Origin of the sequence: Flavobacterium sandaracinum, assembly GCF_004349135.1 — a bacterium.
Lineage (GTDB): Bacteria > Bacteroidota > Bacteroidia > Flavobacteriales > Flavobacteriaceae > Flavobacterium > Flavobacterium sandaracinum.
Window position 1 is genome coordinate 24,866 of the sequence record NZ_SMFN01000002.1, and the last position, 25,077, is coordinate 49,942.

The 25,077-nt window shown below is 34.4% G+C and carries 25 protein-coding genes; 11 read left to right on the top strand and 14 right to left on the bottom strand.

Annotation, left to right across the window (positions count from 1 at the left end):
* Positions 1-16: 16 nt before the first annotated feature.
* From E0F91_RS01960 to E0F91_RS01985, 6 genes are all read left to right on the top strand, one after another.
* Entirely contained in the window at positions 17-994 is a 978-nt protein-coding gene (locus E0F91_RS01960) for a LamG-like jellyroll fold domain-containing protein (protein WP_132064692.1), read from the top strand.
* A gap of 62 nt (positions 995-1,056) precedes the next feature.
* The gene (locus E0F91_RS01965) at positions 1,057-2,448 is read left to right on the top strand and encodes a glucoamylase family protein (protein ID WP_132064693.1); all 1,392 of its coding nucleotides are present in this window, start codon (positions 1,057-1,059) and stop codon (positions 2,446-2,448) included.
* 12 nt (positions 2,449-2,460) lie between these two features.
* Complete coding sequence (locus E0F91_RS01970) at positions 2,461-3,174, top strand: carboxylesterase family protein (RefSeq protein WP_132064694.1); 714 nt, start codon at positions 2,461-2,463, stop codon at positions 3,172-3,174.
* Positions 3,164-5,464 (top strand): beta-glucosidase BglX, encoded by a 2,301-nt coding sequence (gene bglX / locus E0F91_RS01975; protein WP_132064695.1) that lies wholly within the window; start codon positions 3,164-3,166, stop codon positions 5,462-5,464. Before E0F91_RS01970 ends, bglX begins: the two co-directional genes overlap by 11 nt.
* A gap of 144 nt (positions 5,465-5,608) precedes the next feature.
* Positions 5,609-7,705: a glycoside hydrolase family 97 protein gene (locus E0F91_RS01980; RefSeq protein ID WP_132064696.1), complete on the top strand. Its 2,097-nt coding sequence runs from the start codon at positions 5,609-5,611 to the stop codon at positions 7,703-7,705.
* A gap of 140 nt (positions 7,706-7,845) precedes the next feature.
* Positions 7,846-9,225, top strand: a complete 1,380-nt coding sequence (locus tag E0F91_RS01985; RefSeq protein WP_132064697.1) for a M28 family peptidase — start codon at positions 7,846-7,848, stop codon at positions 9,223-9,225.
* 225 nt (positions 9,226-9,450) lie between these two features.
* Here the strand turns inward: E0F91_RS01985 and E0F91_RS01990 are convergent, their stop codons facing one another.
* The 4 genes from E0F91_RS01990 to E0F91_RS02005 all read right to left on the bottom strand — a co-directional run bounded on the left by E0F91_RS01990 (position 9,451) and on the right by E0F91_RS02005 (position 13,081).
* A complete protein-coding gene (locus E0F91_RS01990; protein WP_132064698.1) occupies positions 9,451-10,545 on the bottom strand; it encodes a PAS domain-containing sensor histidine kinase in 1,095 nt (364 codons plus the stop codon).
* Positions 10,546-10,749: 204 nt separating this feature from the next.
* Complete coding sequence (locus E0F91_RS01995) at positions 10,750-11,595, bottom strand: hypothetical protein (protein ID WP_132064699.1); 846 nt, start codon at positions 11,593-11,595, stop codon at positions 10,750-10,752.
* 18 nt (positions 11,596-11,613) lie between these two features.
* A complete protein-coding gene (gene kdsA / locus E0F91_RS02000; protein WP_132064700.1) occupies positions 11,614-12,432 on the bottom strand; it encodes a 3-deoxy-8-phosphooctulonate synthase in 819 nt (272 codons plus the stop codon).
* 199 nt (positions 12,433-12,631) lie between these two features.
* On the bottom strand, positions 12,632-13,081 hold the full coding sequence (locus E0F91_RS02005; RefSeq protein ID WP_132064701.1) for a 2-dehydro-3-deoxyphosphooctonate aldolase: 450 nt from the start codon (positions 13,079-13,081) through the stop codon (positions 12,632-12,634).
* 437 nt (positions 13,082-13,518) lie between these two features.
* Between E0F91_RS02005 and E0F91_RS02010 the strand changes: the two genes are divergently transcribed.
* Positions 13,519-14,079: a YeeE/YedE family protein gene (locus E0F91_RS02010; protein ID WP_132064702.1), complete on the top strand. Its 561-nt coding sequence runs from the start codon at positions 13,519-13,521 to the stop codon at positions 14,077-14,079.
* Between the two features lie 36 nt (positions 14,080-14,115).
* The gene (locus E0F91_RS02015; protein WP_132064703.1) at positions 14,116-14,532 is read left to right on the top strand and encodes a DUF6691 family protein; all 417 of its coding nucleotides are present in this window, start codon (positions 14,116-14,118) and stop codon (positions 14,530-14,532) included.
* A gap of 44 nt (positions 14,533-14,576) precedes the next feature.
* On the opposite strand, the gene E0F91_RS02020 is transcribed toward E0F91_RS02015, so the two are convergent.
* From E0F91_RS02020 to prmA, 4 genes are all read right to left on the bottom strand, one after another.
* Positions 14,577-15,248 carry a lysoplasmalogenase gene (locus E0F91_RS02020; protein ID WP_132064704.1) on the bottom strand — a complete coding sequence of 224 codons (672 nt, stop codon included), beginning with the start codon at positions 15,246-15,248 and terminating at the stop codon, positions 14,577-14,579.
* A gap of 9 nt (positions 15,249-15,257) precedes the next feature.
* A complete protein-coding gene (locus E0F91_RS02025; protein ID WP_132064705.1) occupies positions 15,258-16,529 on the bottom strand; it encodes a sterol desaturase family protein in 1,272 nt (423 codons plus the stop codon).
* 93 nt (positions 16,530-16,622) lie between these two features.
* Complete coding sequence (locus tag E0F91_RS02030; RefSeq protein ID WP_132064706.1) at positions 16,623-16,898, bottom strand: ATP-dependent Clp protease adaptor ClpS; 276 nt, start codon at positions 16,896-16,898, stop codon at positions 16,623-16,625.
* Between the two features lie 45 nt (positions 16,899-16,943).
* Positions 16,944-17,777, bottom strand: coding sequence for a 50S ribosomal protein L11 methyltransferase (gene prmA, locus E0F91_RS02035; RefSeq protein WP_132064707.1), 834 nt, complete (start codon positions 17,775-17,777; stop codon positions 16,944-16,946).
* A gap of 94 nt (positions 17,778-17,871) precedes the next feature.
* On the opposite strand from prmA, the gene E0F91_RS02040 reads away from it, so the two are divergent.
* Positions 17,872-19,095 carry a porin gene (locus tag E0F91_RS02040; RefSeq protein ID WP_132064708.1) on the top strand — a complete coding sequence of 408 codons (1,224 nt, stop codon included), beginning with the start codon at positions 17,872-17,874 and terminating at the stop codon, positions 19,093-19,095.
* Positions 19,096-19,210: 115 nt separating this feature from the next.
* Here E0F91_RS02040 and tpiA read toward each other — a convergent pair whose 3' ends face one another.
* The 4 genes from tpiA to E0F91_RS02060 form a co-directional block, all read right to left on the bottom strand.
* Entirely contained in the window at positions 19,211-19,963 is a 753-nt protein-coding gene (gene tpiA, locus E0F91_RS02045; protein WP_132064709.1) for a triose-phosphate isomerase, read from the bottom strand.
* Between the two features lie 69 nt (positions 19,964-20,032).
* Positions 20,033-20,530, bottom strand: a complete 498-nt coding sequence (locus E0F91_RS02050; protein ID WP_132064710.1) for a TlpA family protein disulfide reductase — start codon at positions 20,528-20,530, stop codon at positions 20,033-20,035.
* 229 nt (positions 20,531-20,759) lie between these two features.
* Positions 20,760-21,860 carry a BT_3928 family protein gene (locus E0F91_RS02055; RefSeq protein WP_132064711.1) on the bottom strand — a complete coding sequence of 367 codons (1,101 nt, stop codon included), beginning with the start codon at positions 21,858-21,860 and terminating at the stop codon, positions 20,760-20,762.
* A 19-nt stretch (positions 21,861-21,879) separates the two neighbouring features.
* Positions 21,880-22,425, bottom strand: a complete 546-nt coding sequence (locus tag E0F91_RS02060) for a DUF1599 domain-containing protein (protein WP_132064712.1) — start codon at positions 22,423-22,425, stop codon at positions 21,880-21,882.
* Between the two features lie 88 nt (positions 22,426-22,513).
* Between E0F91_RS02060 and folP the strand changes: the two genes are divergently transcribed.
* Together folP and E0F91_RS02070 are read left to right on the top strand one after the other, a co-directional pair.
* On the top strand, positions 22,514-23,338 hold the full coding sequence (gene folP, locus E0F91_RS02065) for a dihydropteroate synthase (protein WP_132064713.1): 825 nt from the start codon (positions 22,514-22,516) through the stop codon (positions 23,336-23,338).
* Positions 23,339-23,340: 2 nt separating this feature from the next.
* Positions 23,341-23,970, top strand: a complete 630-nt coding sequence (locus E0F91_RS02070; RefSeq protein WP_132064714.1) for a hypothetical protein — start codon at positions 23,341-23,343, stop codon at positions 23,968-23,970.
* 27 nt (positions 23,971-23,997) lie between these two features.
* On the opposite strand, the gene rlmH is transcribed toward E0F91_RS02070, so the two are convergent.
* Entirely contained in the window at positions 23,998-24,471 is a 474-nt protein-coding gene (gene rlmH, locus E0F91_RS02075; protein ID WP_132064715.1) for a 23S rRNA (pseudouridine(1915)-N(3))-methyltransferase RlmH, read from the bottom strand.
* 83 nt (positions 24,472-24,554) lie between these two features.
* A complete protein-coding gene (locus E0F91_RS02080) occupies positions 24,555-25,046 on the bottom strand; it encodes a CIA30 family protein (protein ID WP_132064716.1) in 492 nt (163 codons plus the stop codon).
* Positions 25,047-25,077 lie beyond the last annotated feature (31 nt).

Consider the following 25,077-nt stretch of genomic DNA (forward strand, 5'->3'; position numbering starts at 1 on the left):
TTAAAAAACTGATAAAATGAAAACAAACAAATATAATTTACTATTCACTTGTGCTTTGGTTTCACAATTTTTTGTAAGCTGCACACAAGATAATATTGATAAGGTAAATGCGCCAATTGCTTATGAACCAATTGGAGGTTTTGAAAACTCAGATGATATAGCTTCTGCCGACTTAGTGTCTAAAATGAGTTTTGAAAATAATTTAACAGATAGCAAGGGCGCAATTAGTAATATACTGGGTACTAATATTGCTTACGCTGTTGGAGCAAAAGGGAATGCCTATAATGGCTCTAGTACTCAAGAACGTTACTTTACAGGAAATGCTAGTACGGCTCTTACGGGGCTAAATAGCTTTACTTTTTCTTTCTGGATGAATACTGCTAATACGGTTGATCCAGCAGTGGCTGGGCAAGGTAAAGGTGCTCAAGGAATATTCAGTATTGTGCGACCTACGGAGTTTTGGGGTGCATTAAATGTCTTTATGGAAAATCCAGACGCAGCGTTTCCCAATCGAATTCGATTGAAAGTTAATTTAGAAAACGGTAGAGCGGGAGTAGCGTGGGGAAGTTGGGGTCCCATCATTAATATCGATAATAATATAAATAGATGGATGCATGTGGTCTTTTCGTATGATGCAGCTACTAGTAGATTTTCAGCCTATGTCAATGGTGAATTAGCAAGCAATTTGGGGTCATTTCCATATGCTCCAGCAGCTGGAGTTAATGGAACAACTATATTTTATGCAGACAATCCCGGCAGTTTAGATAATAGTAATAATGCTCCAAGATTTGGTGATTTTCAAATGGCAGGAATCAATGGTAAATTAGTTATTGGTACGCATCCCTTTGAAACCACTCCAGCACTAAATAATGGAACACCGCAGGATTGGGCTACTAGTTATGCTGGTTTACTTGATGAATTGCGTATTTATAAATCAGCGCTTACTCCCAGTGACATTCGTTTTTTATTTCAATTAGAAAGTGATGGTCGATAAATTTTTACCGCTGGATAGTGAGCAAAGTTTGCTTTGATTATTAACATACATAATTTATTACCATGAAAAAACAAATCACTTATGGATTACTTTTTATAACCCTTTTTATATCTTGTTCATCTTCACCATCTCCTGAGGGAGGAGGTACGGGAACTCCATTACCTACTACTCCTGCTCCTCAAATAGTTCCGTTGACTGAAACGCAGGCTATGGATCAAGTTCAAAGAGATGTTATTAAATATTTCTGGGATTATGCAGAGACCAACTCAAAATTAGCTCGCGAAAGGTATTTCGCAGATCAACCCAGTTTTGAATCTAATATTATTACAACTGGTGGATCGGGTTTTGGATTGATGACCCTTGTTGTAGGGATAGAACGTGGTTTTATTCCAAGAGCTGAGGCAGTAACTAGAATGACAACTGCGCTGAATTTTTTAAAAAACGCGGATAGATTTCATGGAGCTTGGCCGCATTGGATTGACGGTAGAACTGGCAGAGTCATCCCATTCAGCGCTAAAGATAATGGTGGTGATATTGTTGAAACTGCACTTTTGTGTCAAGGATTATTGACACTAAGAGAATATTTTAAAAGCGGTAACGCATCCGAAATAACACTTTCAACATTAGCAGACGAGCTATGGAAAGGTGTAGAATGGGATTGGTACACAAGAGGTGAAAATGCGATGTACTGGCATTGGTCTCCTAATTTTGGATGGGACATGAATTTTAAGCTTCAAGGATATGACGAAGTTTTAATCGCTTACGTATTAGGTGCTTCTTCTCCTACACATCCAATTCCTGTTGCTGCATACAACCAAGGCTGGGCTAGAAGTGGCGCCATTGTAAATGGAGGTTCTCAATATGGAATTCCAGTAATTGTCAATCATAATGGTGCAACTGGAAATGTAGGACCTCTATTTTGGGCTCAATATTCCTATCTGGGATTGGATCCAAGAGGTTTGACTGATGGTTCTATTAATTATGGGAATTTAACACAAAATCATTCTAAGATTATCAATCAATATTGTGTTGCTAATCCAAAACAATGGAGAGGCTATTCAGATAAATGTTGGGGACTTACTGCAAGTTACACTAGAAATATTGATGGAACCACTGGATATACCGCGCACCAACCTTTGAATGACACAGGAGTCATAACACCTACGGCTGCCTTATCTTCATTTCCTTATACGCCAGTTGAAAGTATGAAGTTTTTATTGTACTTGTATAATGAAAGAAAGAATGACTTGATCGGTATCGCTGGACCTTACGATGCTTTTTCAACACATTATAATTGGGTTACGCCACGCTATTTAGCAATTGATCAAGGGACAATTGCGCCAATGATCGAAAATCATCGAACAGGTTTAATTTGGAAACTATTTATGCAAGCTCCAGAAGTTAGAACTGGTTTGCAAGCAATAGGATTCAAATCTACCCAACACGGTTTTTAAATTTGAATTATCATGAAATATCGCAGGATACTGTTATTGATTTTGTTTTCAGTCAGCTGTTTCGCACAAAATGAAATAGTAGGGAAAATAAAAACAGAAATTATAAATCAGAACGAGCTAGTTTATGCTTTACACATTCCGAAAAATACTAAAGAGAAAAAACCTCTGATTGTATTTCTTCACGGTTCTGGTGAAAAAGGAACTGATATTGAAAAGGTAAAAGCGCACGGACCATTCAAGTATTTAAAAAGTCACGAATTAGACGCGTATGTTTTGGCACCACAATGTCCCGAGAATGAATATTGGAACCAAGAGGTACTGCATCGTTTGATTTTAAAAATACAAAAAGAGAACAATGTTGATAGCGATAGAATCTATCTCACAGGTCTTAGTATGGGAGCCTGGGGCGCTTGGAATTTGGTTGTTGCACATCCTGAAACCTTTGCCGCTTTGGTGCCTATTGCAGGATATGTAGATCGAATCCCGATGGTGGAAAACTGTAAAATCGCAGCGATTCCAACTCGAATTTTTCATGGTTTACTCGATGATGTTGTACATGTCGACTATTCGATTGCCATGTATAAAAAATTAAAAACCTGTAAAGCTAATGTGACACTAACAATTTTTGATGATGCCAATCACGACAGTTGGTCACGAGTATATGACAACCAAGAAATATATGATTGGATGTTCAAACAAACAAAAAACAGACAAGATGAAAATTAAATTGATCATACTACTTTTTGGACTTTCACTTTTTGGCTACAGCCAAAAAAAGAGCCCTAAAAAGCAGGTTAAAATTAAACCTAGAACAGAATTTGTAGCAGAATTACTTTCAAAAATGACTTTGGAAGAGAAAATTGGGCAATTGAATTTGCCTACTTCAGGTGATATTACTACCGGTGCAGCGAGTAGTTCTAATGTGGCCAAAAATATCGAGGACGGAAAAGTAGGTGGTTTATTCAACATCAAATCGGTTCAAAAAATAAAAGAAGTACAAAAAATTGCCGTCGAAATAAGCCGATTGAAAATTCCGTTGCTTTTTGGAATGGACGTTATCCACGGCTATGAAACGACATTTCCTATTCCGCTAGGATTGTCCGCAACTTGGGACATGAAATTAATTGAAAGAAGTGCCCAAATCGCTGCGCAGGAAGCGAGTGCCGATGGAATCAACTGGACGTTCTCTCCAATGGTTGATATTTCCCGTGATCCACGTTGGGGAAGAGTTTCTGAAGGTTCCGGTGAAGATCCATTTTTAGGAAGCGAAATTGCAAAAGCAATGGTCAATGGCTACCAACAAAATGATTTGTCAAAGAACAACACCATTTTATCGTGTGTGAAACATTTTGCTTTGTACGGCGCGCCAGAAGCAGGACGTGATTACAATACGGTAGATATGAGCCGAATTAAAATGTACAACGATTATTTTCCGCCTTACAAAGCGGCTATTCACGCTGGCGTAGGTTCAGTAATGGCGTCTTTCAACGAAATTGATGGAATACCTGCAACTGGAAATAAATGGTTAATGACAGATGTTTTAAGAAAACAATGGGGATTTAAAGGTTTTGTAGTAACTGATTTTACCGGAATCCCGGAAATGATCGAACACGGAATGGGCGATTTACAAACCGTATCCGCTCTGGCCCTGAATGCTGGAATAGAAATGGATATGGTGGGCGAAGGTTTCTTGACGACTTTAAAAAAGTCAGTAGAAGAAGGAAAAGTGACTATTGAACAAATTGATAACGCCGCACGTCTTATTTTGAATGCCAAATATGATTTGGGACTTTTCCAAGATCCCTACAAATATTGTGATGAAAATAGAGCTAAAACAGAAATTTTCACAAAAAGTCATAGAGATGAAGCAAGAAGTATTGCTGCACAATCGTTAGTTTTATTAAAAAATAGCAATCAGTTGTTACCGCTTAAAAAATCAGGAACGATTGCTTTAATCGGACCATTGGCTGATGCCAAAGAAAATATGGCAGGAACTTGGAGTGTGGCTACAAATATGGAAAAATCCATTTCATTACTAGCAGGAATTCAAGAAGTGGGTGGCAAGGATACGAAAGTGCTTTACGCCAAAGGGAGCAACCTGGATTATGATGCCGCTTTCGAAGAAAAAGCAACCATGTTCGGGAAAACGTTACACCGCGACAACAGAACTTCCGAAGAATTATTGGTTGAAGCCTTGAAAATCGCAAATCAATCGGATGTAATTGTAGCCGCTTTAGGCGAATCAGCAGAAATGTCTGGAGAAAGCAGCAGCAGAACAAACTTAGAGATTCCACAAGCTCAAAAAGATTTATTGCAAGCCTTATTGAAAACAGGAAAACCGGTAGTTTTGGTTTTATTTACAGGTCGTCCATTGGTTTTGGTGCAGGAAAATGAAACAGTTCCAGCTATTTTGAATACTTGGTTTGCAGGAAGTGAAGCAGGAAGTGCGATTGCTGATGTTTTGTTTGGAAATGAAAACCCTTCGGGAAAATTAACGGCTACTTTTCCAAGAAGCGTTGGTCAAGTCCCTATTTATTACAATCAAAAAAACACGGGAAGACCGTTAGGTAATAAAGAAGGAAAGTTCGAAAAATTCAGATCGAATTATATCGACGAAAGAAATGAACCTTTATATCCGTTTGGTTTTGGATTGAGTTATACGACTTTTGAATATTCAAACTTGAAAATTTCATCGGATAAAATGAACTACAATGAGAATGTAAAAGTTACTGTTGATGTTACCAATACAGGAAATTATGAAGGTAAAGAAGTGGTCCAGTTGTACATAAGAGATCTAGTGGGTTCCGTTACAAGACCACTAAAAGAGTTGAAAGGTTTCCAGAAAATTGCTCTTAAAAAGGGAGAAAAACAAACGGTTACTTTTGAAATTTCTGTTGAAGAATTAAAATTTTATAATTCAGAGCTGCAGTTTATCGCTGAGCCTGGTAGTTTTGATGTATTTGTAGGTACTAATTCCAGTACTGATAACAAGGTTAGTTTTGAGTTGATTAAATAAATTTGGTTTGTTTATTTAAGATCAGCCCTTCGGTATTTATATCGGAGGGTTTTTTTTGTAACAAAAAAAATGGATTTGTTAAAACGGATACTTTAATACAACCCTATTTTATTTACTTTTATCAATTCAAAAAAATCAATCAAAATGAAATATTTATTTTCTCTTTGCCTGCTCTTTGTATTGAGTTTTGCACAGGCGCAAAACGTCGCATCGCCCTCGGGTAAAATTGCCTTAAGTTTTAAATTAGAGGCTAACGGACAGCCTTCTTATGCGGTCAACTATAAAAATAAAGCTGTCGTTTTAGAAAGTGCTTTGGGAATAAAATTAAAAGAAAAACCAGCTTTAGACGCAAATTTTGAAATACTGACTTCAAAAGCAAGTACTTTCAAAGAGTCTTGGAAACCTGTTTTAGGGGAACAATCTAGTATTGTAAATCATTATAATGAACTTAATGTTTCGCTGATCAACAAGGAAACTAAGGTGAAAATGAATATCATTTTTAGAGTTTTTGATGAAGGAGTAGCTTTCAGATATGATTTTCCAAAACAGGCAGAGCTCAATTATTTTATTATTTCTGATGAGGTTACCCAATTCAATTTAACTGAAAACAATAAAGTATTTTGGATTCCAGGAGATTTCGACAGCAATGAATACGAATACAACGAAACTAAGTTTTCTGATATTGATAACTCCAAAATCAATATGAATAACGGAATTGGAGTAAAATCAATTCCAGGGAAATACATGGTTCAAACGCCGTTGATGATGAAAGCGCCTTCCGGTTTGTATCTCAATATTTTTGAAGCGGCAGTAGTGAATTATCCAGTCATGCATTTGAATGCTGATGTGACAAATTACAAATTAAAAGCCGAATTAGTTCCGAATGCGATTGGTGATAAAGCCTATTTGCAAACGCCATATGTATCGCCTTGGAGAACCATTATGATTAGCGATGATGCTCGCGATATTGTAGCTTCTAAAATGATTTTGAACCTAAATGAACCTTCAAAATTAGAAGATACTTCTTGGATCAAACCTATGAAATATGTTGGGATTTGGTGGGAAATGCACGTAGGGAAATCGACGTGGGATTATGCCGGTTCTCAAAATGCTACCAATTTTGCAGATGCACCAAAAGCGTCTGGGAAACACGGCGCAACTACCGAAAACACGAAACGATACATTGATTTTGCTGCAAAAAACGGTTTCGACGGGGTTCTTGTTGAAGGTTGGAATGTAGGATGGGAAGATTGGAACGGAAATTGGAAAGAGGAAGTTTTTGACTTCACCACGCCGTACCCAGATTTTGATATTGCGGCGCTTTCGGCTTACGCCAAAGAAAAAAACGTAAAAATGATCATGCATCACGAAACATCGGGTTCCGTAAGCAATTACGAAAGACACTTGGATCGCGCTTTTGATTTGATGAAAAAATATGAATATCCAGCAGTAAAATCAGGGTATGTGGGCAAAATCATTCCGCGTGGCGAATTCCATGACGGGCAATCCATGGTGAATCATTTTAACTTTGTGGTAAAACGCGCCGCGGATTATAAGATTATGATTAACTCGCATGAATCGTCAAGACCAACTGGATTTGGAAGAACGTATCCTAACTATATCGCTGCCGAAGCGGCTCGCGGAAATGAATTCAATGCTTGGAGCGTTGGGAATCCGCCTATGCACGAAACTATTTTGCCATTTACCAGACAATTGGGTGGACCGATGGATTACACGCCGGGAATATTCGAAATTAAAATGAGTTATTATGATAAAAATAAAACGGAGCAGGTTCATACCACTTTAGCCAAACAACTGGCTTTGTATGTAACGATGTATTCTCCGTTGCAAATGGCGGCTGATTTATTAGAAAATTACGAGAAATATCCAGACGCTTTTCAGTTTATCAAAGATGTTGAAATGGATTGGGACGAAAGTAAATATTTAGAAGCGGAACCAGGCGATTATGTGACAGTTGCCCGAAAAACAAAAGGAAAAGAAACGTGGTTTTTAGGAGCAATAACCGATGAGAATGCCAGAACATCAGAAATAAAGTTAGACTTCTTGACCAAAGGGAAAAAATACAAAGCCATCATTTATGAGGATGCTAAAAATGCCGATTGGAAAAACAATCCAATTGCATATCAAATCAAGACGATTGTGGTGACCAGCAAATCAAAAATCAAATTGAATTTGGCTCCAGGTGGAGGAACAGCAATCAGTTTCGAACCGATCCAATAAGTATTAAATCCTGCAAGAACTTAAAACTTGCAGGATTTTTTTTGAATCTAACCTGAAATATTCGCAAAGAATTACGAAATTGCGACAGCTACCAAAACCAGAATTATAAAGAAGAATACCAAAAAAGCTTTAAATTTATTATGAAAAAATCAATTGTTTTAGCCGCACTTTTATTTGGTGGAATCACCGTTTTTGCGCAAACTAAAGACGAACAAGCGTTAAAAGATATTTATAAATCTTCCCTGACTAATGCCAAATGTTATCCTTGGCTGGAACATTTATCCAACACCATTGGATCCCGATTATCAGGTTCCACAGGAGCCGATAAAGCGGTTTTGTATACCAAAGCACAATTAGAAACACTCGGTTTAGATAAAGTGTACCTTCAGGAAGTAATGGTGCCAAAATGGGTTCGGGGCGAAAAAGAAATCGCTTATTTACAAGTAGGGAAACAAAAGATTACTTTCCCTATTTGCGCACTTGGCGGCTCAGTTGCCACTCCTAAAAAAGGATTGCAAGCGCCAATACTGGAAGTAAATAGTTTGGAAGAACTAACTGCATTAGGAGAAGCAAAAGTAAAAGGAAAAATTATTTTCTTTAATAGACCGATGAATCCAGAATTTATTGAAACTTTCAAAGCCTATGGAAGTTGCGTAGACCAAAGATCTTCTGGAGCAAGAGAAGCTGGAAAACTAGGTGCTTTAGCCGTTATTGTCAGATCGATGAATTTGCGCTTAGATGATTTACCGCATACCGGTGCAACTAATTATGGAGATATTGCCAAAGAACAAAGAATTCCGGCTGCTGCTATTAGTACAAACGGAGCAGAACTTTTAAGCAAAAGTTTAAAACAAAATCCAAGTGCGTCATTATATTTCAAGCAATCTTGCGAGACTTTTGATGATGTTTTGTCCTATAATGTAGTTGGTGAAATAACGGGTTCTGAACATCCTGAAAGAATAATGGTCGTTGGCGGTCATCTTGATTCTTGGGATCTTGGAGATGGTTCTCATGACGATGGCGCAGGATGTGTCCAAAGTATGGAAGTGTTGAATATCTTCAAAAATATTGGTTATAAACCTAAAAACACGTTACGCGTGGTGTTGTTTATGAATGAAGAAAACGGAGTTCGAGGCGGAAAAGAATATGAAACACAATCCAATAAAAACAATGAAAATCATATTTTTGCTTTAGAAAGTGATTCGGGAGGATTTTCTCCAAGAGGATTTTCAATTGAAGCTGACGAAGCAAATTTCAACAAAATCAGCAGTTGGTCAACTTTATTTGAACCGTATTTAATACACAAATTTGTAAAAGGACATTCTGGGGTTGATATTGGTCCGTTACAATCCAATCACATTGTAAAAGTCGGATTACAACCAGATTCTCAACGTTATTTTGATTATCATCATGCTGCAAACGACACTTTTGATGCTGTCAATAAAAGAGAGTTGGAACTAGGAGCGGCAGCAATGGCGTCTTTACTTTATTTGATGGATCAAAACGGTATAGCTAAGTAAAAAAAGCAACAGTTTTTGGTTTTAAGCAATAAGAATAAAACAATGTCGCATTTTTTTTACCATATAAGTCATGAAAGTTTAAGTTTCACTTGTGTTGAGCTTATATTACTTAAGTAACAATAAGGTCATTTAAGGTTTAAAACTTATTTGACTTATATGTTAAAAATTATTCCACTCTTTATAGTGCGACATTAAATATTCCCAACTAATTACAATCATTTTTTTTTAATATTTAAAAGAAATTGTGAACGTAGCACCTTCATTTATTTTACTTTCCACGGCGATTCTTCCGCCTAAACTAGTAATGTGATTGTACACTAGATATAGACCAATACCATTACTGTCAATATTACTGTGGAATTTTTCATACAATCCAAAAATTTTATCTTTCACCTTATCCATATCAAAACCGAGTCCATTATCAGAAAAAATTAATTGATTTACACCGTTTATTTTTCTGGAATAGATGGTAATAATAGGTGCTTGATTTGGTTTAGTATATTTGATTGAATTAGTAAGTAAATTCAAAAATATACTTTTGATATATGCTTTGTTAAAAGTGATGTGCTCAAATGCAGAAAAGTCAATATTAATAACTGCTTTTGAATCGTGGACCAAGGAATTTATAGAAACAAGAACTTCAGCGAGTGATTCATTTAAATTTATTTCTTCAATTTGAGTATTCATACTTTCGTTTTCTACCAATTGATCAATAGAATCATTTAAAGTTTGTTTTAAATTTTCACTGGTTAATTTAAGAATTTCTACTAACTCCAACGTTTCTGGATCATTAATTTTTGAAACATCAATGAGGCTGAAAACAGAAAGCATATTATTGATGGGAGACTTTAAATCATGCGAAGTTTTATGAGACAAAACCGTTAGTTCTTTGTTGATTTGCGTCAAATTTGCAATAAGCAAATTGCGCTCTTCTTCCATTCTTTTTTTATGGGTGATATTTTTGGCAATTGCATAGACTAATTTCTCCGACTCAACAGGCATTGATGTCCATGATAACCAGACAATTTCGCCACTTTTAGTTAAATAGCGGTTTTCAAAATTTAAAAGAGGTTTGTTTTTATAAACTTGTTCTCTGGTTTCTATAGTAATTTGGAGGTCCGGTGTGTAAACAAAACTGCTGATAGGTCGAGAATATAATTCCTCTTCCGTAAAGCCTAATAACTTTGAAACAGCCGGATTTATTCTTCTAAAATAGCCATCAAATCCTGCAATGCATATAAAATCTGCGGAGATATTAAAGAAATTATCAAAGTGATAGTCTGTTTTTAAAGAAGATATAGTGGTGTTATTTTTAGTCATTTATAATTTTAAGGAATTATACTGTATTAAAATTACGCAACTTGAAACTAGCAAATCGGATTTATAAATTTAACTAATTAAAATTAAAAAAAAGAAAAAAAAATGAAACACTTGTTAATTTTATATGTTTTGTTTCTTTAAATCAAATTCATAAAAAAAGCCATCATTTATGACAGCTTATTTAATTTTTTTATAGAAGATGAATTAAATTCTAAAAATTCCTCCTAAGGCAATTATTCTCTGAAAAAATAAAAAATCTTGCGACGCACTATCTTCAGTGTTTTGTGTAGTTCGAATGTCTGGCATGTTGATGTAACCTCCTTTAAGTTCTCCTTGTAAATAAAAATGTTTGAAAAAAGTAACATTCAGCCCAGCTTTTAAAGATGTTCCAAAACCTGAAACATGAAAATCATCATGACGATCTTTTCCTAATAAAGTTGTGTTTGTTTTTGGGTACAATAGACCAAATCCAACACCTTCCGTTAAATTGACTTGAATTTTATCAGTATTTTCAATAGCGAACATTGAGGAGATATCGTCATGTCTAGAAAACTCAGTATTCACATAATTCAAACCGTCGGTATGCTCGAACTTTAGAAATTGTTCAGTCAATAACACTTGATTGTTGGGCAATATTTCATCATACGATCCTGGATTCGGATAAAACCCATCGATGTCAACAGCTTTATTTTGGGTCATCACATATTTCATGTGATCCACACCAATAGCAATACTATAATGGTCACTAATGAAATACCCCATTCTAAAATTAGTTTGGGGAATCGTCATTCTTGAAGGGTTAATATAATCTATATGCCAACCTTTTGGTTTGTCATGCGCTTGAACATTTTCTAAAGTGAAATTGTAATCTTTTCCTTTAAAAGTGATGTCTGATTTGGAGTAATTGTCTCTGTTTCCTCCCCAGGATATAAAAAATTTTCCTTTGTTATGTGTTGTATATTTATTTTGAATTTCTGTAGTTTTCTGTGCAATTGTGTTATTGGTGAATAAAATAGTAAGGAATGCGGAATAATAAAAAAGATATTTCAATGAATTTGGGGCCTAAATTTAAAATGTATTAATTGTTTTTCTGATGGCAACTAGTTTAGTCATTAAGGATTCAAAATAATCTAAATGCAACATATTAGCACCATCGCTTTTTGCATTCGCAGGATCAAAATGAGTTTCAATAAAAATTCCGTCCACGCCTACAGCGATACCAGCTTTGGCGATAGTTTCAATCATATCAGGTCTTCCGCCAGTTACTCCAGCTGTTTGGTTGGGTTGTTGCAGCGAATGGGTAACGTCAAGAACGGTAGTAGCATATTGTTGCATCGTAGGAATTCCTCTGAAATCAACAATCATGTCTTGGTAGCCAAACATGGTTCCTCTGTCCGTAACCATGACGTTTTCATTGTGACAATCCAATACTTTTTGAACGGCATGTTTCATGCTTTCTGGACTCATGAATTGTCCTTTTTTCAAGTTGACTACTTTTCCCGTATTGGCAGCAGCCACGACCAAATCAGTTTGGCGCACTAAAAAAGCGGGAATTTGCAGCACATCAACATATTGAGCCGCCATATCAGCATCTTCATTGGTATGAATATCCGTAACAGTTGGAACGTGAAAAGTCTCTGAAACTTTTCTAAGGATTTTCAATGCTTTCTCATCTCCAATACCTGAAAAACTGTCAATTCTAGAGCGATTTGCTTTCTTGAAAGAACCCTTAAAAACGAAAGGAATTTGTAATGTATCAGTAATTCCAACTAATTTTTCGGCAATTCGCATCGCCATTTCTTCCCCTTCAATAGCACAAGGGCCCGCTAGAAGAAAGAAATTGCCACTCTCAGTATATTTGATTTGTGGAATATGTTGTAGGTTCATAATATGATTTTTTAAAGGTGCAAAGGTAGTTATGATTTACGATTTACGATTTATGATTTCCAAATAATTTGGGGCATTAACTTTTTTTTAGGAGCTGTTTCCTGCTGTTCGCTTCAATCTCCCTGAAAAACGGGAGGATTTCCACTTCCATCAGGGCTAGGGAATTGGTAAACATGGATGTTGTGGGATTTTAAAGCGATTATTTTTTTAACGAAAGTCCCACTGGAACCATCAAAATTCCTTTTTCATAGATGTTTAAATACAGTAGAACTGGTTTCTTTTGACCTTCCCATATTAATTCGTAAACATCAAGAAATCCCGCACCCATTTCACTTCTTTTTGTTGGAAAAGGACAGCAGCTTTCTAATTTAGTAAACGTAATTTTTTCATCTTTTGGTCCCACTAAAGCATTCAAAAACCGACCTTGATTTATCGTTTCATTTCTAGTGTTGTTAAAGAAAATATTGATGGGATAATCTTTATCATAACCATATTTTTTGTCTTTACTGTATTCCGTAATTACAAAAGTGTTGTCTTTAGAAAGAGTCAGGTTTGGGGCATTATCATCCGTATTTTTTAAAGTAGATTGTGTACTGGAGCAAGAAGCCAAACTAATTAGTAAAGCAATAAGAAGGATTGATTTGTTCATGTTTAAAAATAAATTTATTAGGTAAATTCGCTTAAGTCCTAAAATAACAGCATTGTGTTGCATGCATATTTTTAAACATATAAGACAAATAAGTTTTTTAATTTGAATAAAATTAAGTCAGTAGTTCATTTAAGCAAAGTCATCCAATATGATAAAGAATATTTTTAACTTATATTACTTTTAACTCTAATTTGACAAACAAACTTTTTAGCATACATGACTTATAGGTTTACAATTAAATACTTTTCATTTTAGTACATCATAGTAAAATTTAAATAGCAATTACAATACCATGGAATTTAAATAATACAAATATAAACAGAACTTTAGACCTTACTGCTTGTTACTGCAATAATTTGGATATACACTTTTTTACCGAATGTAGTATTTCTGGCAAAATCTCGTAAAATGCTTCTTATCTTTGCAAAAAAAACAATATGGATATTATTTTTCAAACATGGTCTTGGTATGTTTCCGGTTTTATAATCGGCTTGATTATGTTAGCACTTATTTATTTTGGGAAGTCTTTCGGGATGTCTTCTAATTTGCGCTCGCTTTGTTCTATGGCTGGTTTAGGAAAACGTGTCGCTTTTTTTGATTTTGATTGGAAAGCACAGCGCTGGAATTTAGTAGTCGTTGTTGGAGCGATGTTAGGCGGTTTTGTTGCCGTTCATTTTATGAGTGATGCTTCAAATGTGGACATTAATCCTAAAACAATTGCGCAATTAGCACAACTTGGTATTGAAGCTCCAAACGGAAAATTAGTGCCGGATGCGCTTTTTGGAATCTCGATTTTAGAATCTCCTAAAAGTATATTTATACTGCTTATTGGGGGTCTTTTGATAGGTTTTGGCTCTCGTTATGCCGGAGGTTGTACTTCAGGACATGCCATTTCTGGCTTGAGTAATTTACAAATCCCTTCTTTGAAAGCCGTTATTGGATTTTTTATCGGTGGTTTGATTATGGCTCATTTTTTATTGCCTTTAATTCTAAACTAGCTAAACAATCGTCATTTAAAATTTTAAATAAAAAGTATGAAAAATATACTAAAATATCTTTTGGTTGGATTTGTTTTCGGAATTGTACTGACTAAATCAGAAGCAGTTTCTTGGTATCGTATTTATGAAATGTTTCAATTTCAGTCTTTTCACATGTACGGAATTATTGGTGTGGCCATTTTTACAGGAGTTATTGGAATCCAAATCATTAAGAGGAACAATATTAAAGACATCAAAGGAGAATCTATTGAAATTCCAGATAAAGAAAAAGGTTCTGCTCGCTACTGGATTGGTGGATTGTTCTTTGGATTGGGTTGGGCTTTAGTAGGTTCTTGTCCAGGTCCGATATTCATCTTGCTTGGGGCTGGTTTTTGGACTATTCTGATAGTGCTTTTTGGAGCTCTTTTGGGAACTTATTTATATGGATTATTGAAAAGTAAATTGCCTCATTAAGCGAAAAATAGCTTGCATTAAAGTAGCATTCTCGAATGAAAATGCTACTTTTTTTGGTTTAATTTTAAAATGCCAATAACAATCAAATATTGTGCAATTAGATACGTTGCCATAATCAAGAAGGAACTGTATTGTAGTGGTGCATAAAATTTATCAAAGGCTAAAATACTATCTGAAGCTACAAAAACGATAGCGCCAATTAAAATGTATGTGCTGGCAGGTTTATGCCAATTCATAAAGCCTTTCAAGGCAAATAATAACATAATTGAAATGGTCAGCGCGTAAACAAAAACCGGAATTTTTAAATCACCCAAACTTGGCATTAAAATAAGCATCATAACAATTAAATATAGCGTAATTGCAGTAACTCCTACCCAGAAAATGGTTTTGCTTTTCTTTAAATATATCTTTAATTGCTTGCTGAACAGTATGATATAAGAAATATGCGAAAGTAAAAAAGCAATCAATCCTGCAATAAAATATAATTCTCCTTTGTCAGCAAACAGCAAAATAATATCACCAATCCATGACAAAGTCAATGCGGTTAAAAGGACTTTTTTGGTAATGAACCTGTCGTGCACATAAACTGCTAGAATTAAAAACGGCAATAAAAAAGGTTTCAAAAACCAGGCGATTTCTTCTTTTCCAAAAAGAAGTATCAAAAGATAAATAAGACTAAACCCGATGAAACTTTTTAATATTATGTTGCTTTTCATTGTTTTTTTTTAAGATTGAGCTACAATCATTGTTTCTTTTTCAAAATTACTGCTGACAAAATAAATGGTTACTAGCAATGACAAAACAAGATAGCTAGCAATTACATAACTGGCAAAAGGAAAGAGTTGATTCATTCCAAACCAATCACCAAAATATAAAATCAGTCCAATTCCGAATGCAAAACGAATACTTTCCCAAAATATAGAAATTTTGCGAGTATCCATTAATTCGGTGTAACTGTAAACCGTCAGGAAGATGAATGCTCCATAGATAAATACTTTTGGCAAACCTATTAAAGCGATTGAATTGTAAAGGTAACTAATAAACAACAATGTAATTATTGCTTGAAATAGAGACCAATACATCAGTTTTTTAGAATTTTGGACGCCATATTTTTCAAAATTATAGACATTGGTGATTTTAGTTACAGGATATTTTTCTTCAAAATGTTCTGGACGCCAACCTGTTGGTTTAAACCAAATGGTAAATTTATCTTTCCAGTTTTCGGCGCGCCAAGCATCGGTAATTAATAACCACAAATGCTGAAAATTAATCCGAATTGGATTCCAAGTTCTAGCCGGTCGTGTGATTCCAAAAACTGGCGGAATACTTTCTAATTCTGCTTGAAAAGTGCCAAATAACTTATCCCAAATGATAAATATTTGCGAATGGTTTTTGTCCATATATTCAGGGTTTATGGCATGATGCACTCTATGATGGGAAGGAGAAACGAGTATGTTTTCCAGAAAACCAATTTTCTTAATGTGCTTAGTGTGGTACCAAAATTGAAGAAACAAATGAATCGGTAAGGTTACTGCAATTACTTTGGAGGGAACTCCCAAAAGTGCGGCTGGGATCAATAAAAAGGTAAACAAATTGACAAAACTGGAAACGGGCTGGCGTAGGGCACAGGCCAAATTGAATTCTTCACTACTGTGATGAATAGCATGTTTGTTCCATAAAAAATTAATTTGATGTGACAAGCGATGACTCCAATAGCCATAAAAATCGATAGCGATGAATCCAATAAAATAGGTAAAAAAGGTAGCTTGAAGATCGAACAAAGCTATTTTAGAGACAATCCAATCGTAGGAAATCAGCGTAATACTAAGCCCCAAAACATCTTTTAGGGAGTTAACCATTCCTGAACTTACACTAGAAACAGCATCCATATTAGGTGCAGTATCTTCCCCTTTATAATGCCCATACACTTTCTCGATGATAATCAATATCAAAAATATGGGCATTGCAAAAACTAAAATTTTACCGTATTCTTCCATAAAAACACTTTTTATTATTCAAATATAGAATAAAAGAGCATGTTTCTGAATTATTCACAGTAATTTATTTCTTGAAGGAAGTATTTACATTACTTAAATTATCTCCGCATTTAATCCTGCTTGTAATAATTGAGTGCATTGTGGTTTTAATTTATCATAAGGACCGGTTTTTACGGTACACTTTCCGTTATAATGTACAATTAACGAACATTGTTCTGCTTGTTCAGGAGTGTGGTCGCACACACGAATCAAAGTTTCTATAACATGGTCAAAAGTATTTACATCGTCATTATAAACTACAATTTCATTGTCTAAACGAACTGATTCTTTGATGCTTACTCTTTCTCTTACTTTTTCTTTAGTACTCATTTTGTAGGTTTTTGTACTTTCGTAATTAATAAAAAAATAATACTACTAATTTACATATTTTAAAGACACCCAATTGTTTCTTTCTAGTTTTTTAACATATGTTAACCCTTTTTCCGTACAAGAAGCGTCTATAAATGGAATATCCTCGGAATAAAAACCACTTAGTAGCAATGTTCCATTAGGATTCAAACTGTCTACATAACTTTGCATGTCGTTCAACAAAATATTCCTGTTGATATTGGCAATAATCAAATCGTATTTTTTACCTGCTAATAATGCTGCTTCACCTTCATAAACTGTGATGTGCTTGCAATTATTGCGTTGCGCATTTTCTATAGAATTCAAATAACACCAGTTATCAATATCAATAGCGTCAATAGGTTGCGCACCTTTCATCTCGGCAAGTATTGCTAAAATGGCAGTTCCGCATCCCATATCCAGCGTTTTCATTCCAGTAACATCGATTTCCAGTAAATGCTGAATCATCATGTGTGTTGTTTCATGATGTCCTGTTCCAAAACTCATTTTTGGTTCAATTACGATATCAAATTCGGCATTCGTTTTTGGGTGAAAAGGGGCGCGGACATGACAATTTCCATCAACATCGATCGCTTCAAAATTCTTTTCCCATTCTTCATTCCAGTTGACTTGTTCGATTTCTTCAAAAGTATAAGCGATTTTAAACTCTTCCGATTGTAAAATGTGAATGTCTTCTAAGATAGTTTCATCCCACAAATCCTTTTGTACAAAAGCTGAAATGCCAGTTTCGGTTTCTGTAAAGCTTTCAAAGGCTTTTTCTCCTAATTCAGCAATTAGTATTTCTGACCCTAGTTCTTTAGGCTCAATAGTAAAGTGATACCCAATATAAATGTTTGACATGTTTGTTTTTTTGCAAAGGTAACAATCACTATTTAAATCGCATTTGTAAATCAAATTTTATTTTACATTTGCAGCACTATCACACAACCACACAATGAAAAAAATCATCTTATTTTTTCTTTTTCTGCTGAGTATTGCTAGTAATGCTCAAGTTACTATAAAGCAAAACAAACAAGATAATGACTTGAAATTATCTGCACTTCCTTATTATAGTTTTGGTAAAGGAATCGGAATTACTTCTCCAGACAGTTTATACCAGTTGAACATTCGGTTCCGAATGCAAAACAGAGTTACTTATACGGAGAATGAAAACGAAGATGGCGTTTATGATGGACAAATCAGACGTTTGCGCTTGCGATTAGATGGATATGTGGGAACTCCAAAGTTTTTGTACGCTATCCAATTGTCATTTGCCCCGGGCGATGTTGGCGAAATTAGAGAAGGTGAAAACATCAATATTATTCGGGATGCGGTAGTTTTTTATAGACCAAATAAACATTGGAATATCAGTTTTGGTCAAACAAAATTACCCGGAAACCGTCAGCGTGTGAATTCTTCCGGTGGTCTTCAATTAACGGATCGATCCATCAATAATGCCCGATTTACTATCGATAGGGATTTTGGTTTTCAAATTCATAATATGAATGAATTTAATGATCAATTTTCATATAATTTTAAAACAGCTATTTCTACTGGTGAAGGACGTAATATAACTGGTAATGCCGATGCAGGAGTTGCATTAACAGGTAAAGTGGAGCTATTGCCTTTTGGTGCTTTTGCTAAAGATGGTACCTATTTTGAAGGAGATATTGTAAGAGAAAAAAAGCCTAAATTGATGCTTTCCGGAGCTTTTCAGCAAAACAATCATGCCAAAAGAACACAAGGACAATTAGGGAATGATTTATTTGAAGCCCGCACCATGAAATCAGTAATGCTGGATGCGATGTTAAAATACAATGGCTGGGCCGCTATGTCAAGTTACATGTCCAGAACGACTTCCAGGAATGCTGTTACCATCAATCCGGACGATAGTTCACAATCTAATTTTGCTTATGTTGGAAATGGATTTGATCATCAATTAAGTTATAATTTCCCTTCAAACTATGAAATCATTGGAAGGTATTCCACTCAAAAAGTGGGGGAAGATATTAGGACTTTGGCTCCAAATTCTAAACAGTATACTATTGGTTTGACCAAATATATTTGGGAACACACTTTTAAAATACAAAGCGAATTGACATTTGATACGTTAAATTATTTCGATGGAAGTACAAAGAACAATTGGTATTTGCGTTTTCAGATAGAAATAGGGATTTAAACAAAATGAGCCCGATACGTTATCGAGCTCATTATTATCAAAATTAATTATAGATTTATCCAAACTTTGGAGTATCTAATAATTTCATGTTTTTTTTATAGCTTTCAAATGAAAATTATATTGCATTTATAATTGCTACAAAATCATCAGCTTTTAGTGCAGCACCTCCAATAAGTCCACCGTCTACATCAGGTTTTGAGAATATTTCTTTTGCATTATCAGGTTTCACACTTCCTCCATAAAGAATAGATACGTTTTCAGCAGTGTCACTTCCAAAAGCTTTACGTACTGTTTCTCTAATAAATTCATGCATTTCTTGTGCTTGTTCTGGAGAAGCAGTTTCGCCAGTTCCTATTGCCCAAACCGGCTCATAGGCCAAAACAATACTTTCCCAATCCTTAGCTTCAATGTGAAATAATCCATCTCGCAATTGGTTTTCAACCACATTAAAATGGTTTTTAGATTGGCGGTCTTTTAGTTCTTCTCCAAAACAAAAAATAACTCTCATATCATGTTCCAAAGCTGTATTTACTTTGCTGGCAATTAAAGCATCTGTTTCATGGAAAATAGCTCTGCGTTCTGAGTGTCCTAAAATCACGATATCTACCCCAACACTTTTTAACATATCTGCTGATATTTCACCTGTAAAAGCGCCACCTTCCGCTTGGTGAACATTTTGTGCAGCAACTTCAATATTAGTAAATTCTAAATGATCTACAGCAGATGCTAAGTTCACAAATGTAGGCGCTACAATGACTTGAACAGTAGTGTCTGTTGGTATTTGCGCTATAAGTTCATTTAATAAATCTTCAGTTTGCTCTGCATTTTTATGCATTTTCCAGTTTCCGGCAACAATCTTCTTTCTCATTTTCGTTGTGTTATATTTAGTTTTGGTTTTTTATATTTAAAATGGTTCTTGAAATAATATCTCAAACAATTATTTTAAACTTTCTAAGGTCTCGTTGATTTTATCAAAATCTGTTTCAATAGCGCGGTACAGTACTATTTTTCCAGTTTTATCTACGATGATATATCTAGGTATCCAATCAACATCCACAGCTTTTGCAAATACACCTTTCATTTGATCGTTTGCCATGAAATGTCCACCATTTAATTGATGTTTTTCAATTCCTGCTTTCCATTTATCAGCAGTTTTATCCATTGAAATAAACAAGTAAGCAACGTCAGGATGGTTGGCTTGTAATTCTTTTAGTTTAGGCATTGCTTTTACACAATCGCCGCACCAGGAAGCCCAAACTTCAATTACTAATGTCTTTCCTTTGTATGTTTCTAGGATATCTTTAAAAGCGACTTGACTTCCATCAGTAGCCAAAAGAGTTTCAGATAAAGCTTGTGTAGAAAAGTCCGTTTTTTCAGTACTTTGAGTACAAGAGAATGTTGCAAACGCAATTAATACTGCAATTATTTTTTTCATTTTAGAATTGTTTTTAACAAAGTTAAACAAACAATTTGAATGCGTTATATAGAATAACGAATTTTGAAAGTATTATCCGAAAATGATAAAACAATATCGTTATAGTATAAAAATAATCTAATGATTTTGTGTTATCAGTTTTGCTATATAACTTCAGTCCTTTTTTTTAAAAAAAAGCCGTAAAGTTTCCTGTTTCGGACTTTACGGCTTTATCTGTATTATGATTTATTTAGAATTTTAAATCTGCAATATCGTTGTGATGCACTTTTTGTTTTATGGTTCCTTTTTCAATCAAAACAATACTTGGATTGGCTCTTTCGATAGTTTTTACGGTTATAGCATCGCAAAAATAGAAGTCGAATGTTAAACCAAATTGCTTTTTAGCAGCTGCTATTTCTTCCGGCGAAGAGGCTGTCATTGCAATCACTTGATACCCTTTTGTTTTAGCATCCTGATTTAGTTTTTCCATTTTTGCCATTCCGCTGTGATCCGCTTTTGTTAAATCGTAAGCAGTTATCAACATCAATTTAGGTGCTTCTAAAAACTCCTCTTTGTAATCAGAACCATCTTTTTCCATTGTGAAATCATGAATAGGAGGAACGTAACCTTCTGTAATGACTTTATCTTTTCGGTCAACAAAAACGGCTCCTTCTGGAATTGCCATCAAATCTTTTTCAGTAAATTCTTTATCGACACCGCCTACTTTGTATATGAAGACCATTTCTACCACAGATTTTTCGGCTCCATCAGGAATACGCATTCCTTTTTGAATATTATTCCCAACTTTATAGGGTCTGAAATCAATTAATGGCAAATGGTTTAAAACCCAAACGCCTATTAATGAGGATAAAACAATACTGGCGTAAATAACTATGTTTTGTACATTGTTGCTAAACAAAGGTTTTACCATTTTTTGATTGAAAAATAATATCAGAATAAAGAAAAGTAAAACAATATCTTTAGTAAACGATTGCCAAGGCGTCAGTTTCAAAGCATCGCCAAAACAACCACAATCTTTTACCACATTAAAATAAGCAGAGTAAAAAGTGAGGAAAGTGAACATAACGATCAAGAGTAATAAACTCCAAACAGTAAATTTAGTTTTGTAACCTATGAGTAACATAATTCCTAAAACTACTTCAAGAATTACTAAAAACAAAGCGATTGCTAATGAAAACGGTACGAAAAAAGGCATATTGAAAACAGGTTCACTGAAATATTCTGCCAGTTTGTAAGAGAATCCAATCGGGTCATTTAATTTTATTAATCCCGAAATTATGAATAGTATTCCAACGAAGATTCTAGAAAATTGAGTAATTATATTTTTCATTTTTTTTTGATTGCTTATTTTATTTAGTTTCAAAACCCATTAGAATCAAGGCGAAAACCGAATAATTTATCATGTCCTGATAATTAGCGTCGATTCCTTCAGAAACTAATGTTTTTCCTTTATTGTCTTCAATTTGTTTGACACGAAGTAGTTTTTGTAAAATCAAATCGGTTAGTGAACTCACACGCATTTCGCGCCAAGCTTCCCCATAATCATGATTTTTGTCTTCCATTAAATCTTTGGTCAATTTAATTTTGGCATCGTATAATTCGGTTGCTTTTTCGACGCTTAAATCGGGTTGATCCACAACTCCTAATTCTAATTGAATCAATGCCATGATAGAATAATTGATGATTCCGATGAATTCTCCCGTTTCATCTTCGTCAATTTTGCGGACTTCGTTTTCTTGTAAGCTTCTAATTCTTTGAGCTTTAATGTAGATTTGATCCGTTAAGGAAGGCAATCTTAAAATGCGCCAAGCACATCCGTAATCTTTCATTTTGTTGATAAACAGTGCACGACAAGTCGCAATTACTGTATCATATTCCTTTGAAGTATTCTTCATTATTGGTGTATATTTGTCTTGAAATTTTTTCAAAAATAAGATAATTTTTTTGAATGTCGAATTTTGAAGTCTTTAAAACTATAAACGAATGACTATTAACTGCAAAGGATTACTGGTTGATTTATCCACTCCCAAAGTAATGGGGATTTTAAATGTCACGCCCAACTCATTTTTTGATGGTGGAAAGTATAAAAATGAAACTGAAATAATTAATCAAGTCGAAAAAATGCTGGGTGATGGCGCAACTTTCATAGATATTGGCGCGTATTCCAGCAAACCTAATGCAGAATTTGTCTCGGAACAAGAAGAAATTTCGAGAATTGCTCCTGTTGTAGATTTGATTTTAAAATATTTTCCAGAAACTATAATTTCGATTGACACTTTTAGAAGTGAAGTAGCTAGAGCTTCCATTGAAAATGGTGCGGCCATTATCAACGATATTGCTGCTGGAAATTTGGACGATAAAATGTTTGAAATAGTTGCAAAATATAATGTTCCTTACATTATGATGCATATGCGAGGGAATCCACAAACCATGCAGACGCTTACAAATTACGATGATATTGTAAAAGAAATGTTGTTCTATTTCTCTGAAAAAGTGGCGATCGCCAGAAGTTTTGGGATTAATGATTTACTAATCGATCCGGGCTTTGGTTTTGCCAAAACAATGGCTCAAAATTATGAAGTTTTTCAAAAAATGGAATTGTTTAACATGCTGGAGTTACCACTTCTTGTTGGGATTTCCAGAAAATCAATGATCTATAAAACGCTTGACACTACAATCGAAAATGCGTTAAATGGAACTACGGTTTTGAATACTTTGGCATTAACCAAAGGCGCTAAAATTCTTCGTGTTCACGATGTAAAAGAAGCTGTGGAATGTGTAACATTATTTAATAAAATCAATTTATAAAGATGAAATATTTTACTCTGATTGTTCTTTTTGTACTTTTTTCTTGTGGAAATAAAGAAGATGTTTTGTTGCCAAAAGCGAATGTTACTATTGTAGCCGATGTACAAGATCATTCGCCAATCTATATTTTTTTCAGAACAAAAGGGAAGGATACTGTGGCAGAAGTAAACAGAAAAAACAGTATTATTTCGACCAATTGGATTCTAAATATTGACAAACGTTTGCCATTACGACTTGTAATTCCGGAAATCATGAAGTTGCAAGAAAAGAAGCGCGAAGAAAAAGCACACAAGAATGAAATGGCCGAAAATTATTATTCCTACGCTGATACTATTGGGAAAAACTTAGCCTTTATTCCTTTTACAAATGTGTATTATAAAATTTCTAAGCCTTCGAATGGAGGCTTTCTGTTTTATTTCAAAAAGGGATCTGATTTAGTTTTAATTAATAATATTAAAATGAAAAGAAGTGAAATTTTAAATTACCTATATAGTTTTAATTTTGCTATTAATCCTAAAATAGTGTTGATTTTTGATAAAGATATGAGTTTTGAAGAGTATTTACAAATTAAGATTTTGACTAGAGAATTAGATACTTTTAATAAAGAACTTGCTAAAGAATATATCTATTAAACAGTTCAACAATCAATCTTTTAATATTTACTGGTGATGATATGGTTCATTCCTCAAAATCGTAAAGCCGCGATACAATTGTTCAATAAAGAATAACCGTACCATTTGGTGTGAAAAAGTCATTAAAGACAAAGATATTTTTCCTTGCGCTTTAGCATAAACCATATCCGAAAAACCATAAGGACCGCCAATAACGAAAACCAAGGTCTTAACTCCAGAATTCATTTTCTTTTGTAATTCCTCTGAAAAACCTACACTGGAAAAATTTTTACCGTTTTCATCTAATAAAATCAATTGATCGGTAGGCGTAATTTTCGATAAAATCAATTCGCCTTCTTTCTCTTTTTGTTGGCTTTCCGATAAGTTTTTTACGTTCTTTATATCAGGGATTATATCCAAATCGAACTTGATATAAAACGACAATCGCTTGGTATAATCGTCTATTAAAGATTGTAAGGCTTTGTTATCAGTTTTACCAATAGCAATCAATTTGATGTTCATTTTTGTTGGATTTCAGAGGCGCAAAGATAGAAAAATTAAAACTTTTGTATCAATTATTATGGTTTGAATATGTCAAAAAGTAGCTACTTGGCCTCAATCCGATCCAAAACTAATTGAAATTGTTCCTCTTTTTTATTCCCAATCAAGAAAGCTATTTCTTCTAAATTAGATCCATTATAATTGGGCATATTTAATTTTTGTCCTCTAAAAGCAGGATACAATTCGCTGATAGGAATTTCTATTGTTTGCCAGTCAGCGTTAGTTTGAAAGTGATAAACATAAGAATGGGAATCACTAGTGTTGGATTTTACTCTAAATTGATATTTTTTGCCATCTCCTTTTAAACGGATGGAAATGAACGTGCTATTTTCTAAAGTAATGGGTTCAAAGACACATTTAACGGAACAAAATCCGCCATTATTTTCTAAAGAAACAGCGCCTTCAAATGTGCCATTTCCTTCAGTATTAAGGTGGAATTGACTTTTTGATTTTCCGCCCATCACCGCATCATTGACTACTTTCCAATGACTTAAATCACTATCGGTATTAAATTCAAAAATTAGTTTTAGATTCATTTTTCTTAGTTAAAAATAAATTTTTACAGTC

Excerpts from the sequence above, each read along its gene's own strand:
- E0F91_RS02005 (WP_132064701.1), bottom strand. The coding sequence starts at position 13,081 with ATGAACAAATCAATCCTTCTTATTGCTTTACTAATTAGTTTGGCTTCT.
- prmA (WP_132064707.1), bottom strand. The coding sequence starts at position 17,777 with ATGTCAAACATTTATATTGGGTATCACTTTACTATTGAGCCTAAAGAA.
- E0F91_RS02010 (WP_132064702.1), top strand. The coding sequence starts at position 13,519 with ATGGATATTATTTTTCAAACATGGTCTTGGTATGTTTCCGGTTTTATA.
- E0F91_RS02020 (WP_132064704.1), bottom strand. The coding sequence starts at position 15,248 with ATGAAAAGCAACATAATATTAAAAAGTTTCATCGGGTTTAGTCTTATT.
- E0F91_RS02060 (WP_132064712.1), bottom strand. The coding sequence starts at position 22,425 with ATGAAGAATACTTCAAAGGAATATGATACAGTAATTGCGACTTGTCGT.
- E0F91_RS02015 (WP_132064703.1), top strand. The coding sequence starts at position 14,116 with ATGAAAAATATACTAAAATATCTTTTGGTTGGATTTGTTTTCGGAATT.
- folP (WP_132064713.1), top strand. The coding sequence starts at position 22,514 with ATGACTATTAACTGCAAAGGATTACTGGTTGATTTATCCACTCCCAAA.
- kdsA (WP_132064700.1), bottom strand. The coding sequence starts at position 12,432 with ATGAACCTACAACATATTCCACAAATCAAATATACTGAGAGTGGCAAT.
- bglX (WP_132064695.1), top strand. The coding sequence starts at position 3,164 with ATGAAAATTAAATTGATCATACTACTTTTTGGACTTTCACTTTTTGGC.
- E0F91_RS01985 (WP_132064697.1), top strand. The coding sequence starts at position 7,846 with ATGAAAAAATCAATTGTTTTAGCCGCACTTTTATTTGGTGGAATCACC.
- E0F91_RS02050 (WP_132064710.1), bottom strand. The coding sequence starts at position 20,530 with ATGAAAAAAATAATTGCAGTATTAATTGCGTTTGCAACATTCTCTTGT.
- E0F91_RS01990 (WP_132064698.1), bottom strand. The coding sequence starts at position 10,545 with ATGACTAAAAATAACACCACTATATCTTCTTTAAAAACAGACTATCAC.
- E0F91_RS02080 (WP_132064716.1), bottom strand. The coding sequence starts at position 25,046 with ATGAATCTAAAACTAATTTTTGAATTTAATACCGATAGTGATTTAAGT.
- E0F91_RS02030 (WP_132064706.1), bottom strand. The coding sequence starts at position 16,898 with ATGAGTACTAAAGAAAAAGTAAGAGAAAGAGTAAGCATCAAAGAATCA.
- E0F91_RS02070 (WP_132064714.1), top strand. The coding sequence starts at position 23,341 with ATGAAATATTTTACTCTGATTGTTCTTTTTGTACTTTTTTCTTGTGGA.
- E0F91_RS01960 (WP_132064692.1), top strand. The coding sequence starts at position 17 with ATGAAAACAAACAAATATAATTTACTATTCACTTGTGCTTTGGTTTCA.
- tpiA (WP_132064709.1), bottom strand. The coding sequence starts at position 19,963 with ATGAGAAAGAAGATTGTTGCCGGAAACTGGAAAATGCATAAAAATGCA.
- E0F91_RS01980 (WP_132064696.1), top strand. The coding sequence starts at position 5,609 with ATGAAATATTTATTTTCTCTTTGCCTGCTCTTTGTATTGAGTTTTGCA.
- E0F91_RS02040 (WP_132064708.1), top strand. The coding sequence starts at position 17,872 with ATGAAAAAAATCATCTTATTTTTTCTTTTTCTGCTGAGTATTGCTAGT.
- E0F91_RS01965 (WP_132064693.1), top strand. The coding sequence starts at position 1,057 with ATGAAAAAACAAATCACTTATGGATTACTTTTTATAACCCTTTTTATA.
- E0F91_RS02025 (WP_132064705.1), bottom strand. The coding sequence starts at position 16,529 with ATGGAAGAATACGGTAAAATTTTAGTTTTTGCAATGCCCATATTTTTG.
- E0F91_RS02055 (WP_132064711.1), bottom strand. The coding sequence starts at position 21,860 with ATGAAAAATATAATTACTCAATTTTCTAGAATCTTCGTTGGAATACTA.
- E0F91_RS01970 (WP_132064694.1), top strand. The coding sequence starts at position 2,461 with ATGAAATATCGCAGGATACTGTTATTGATTTTGTTTTCAGTCAGCTGT.
- rlmH (WP_132064715.1), bottom strand. The coding sequence starts at position 24,471 with ATGAACATCAAATTGATTGCTATTGGTAAAACTGATAACAAAGCCTTA.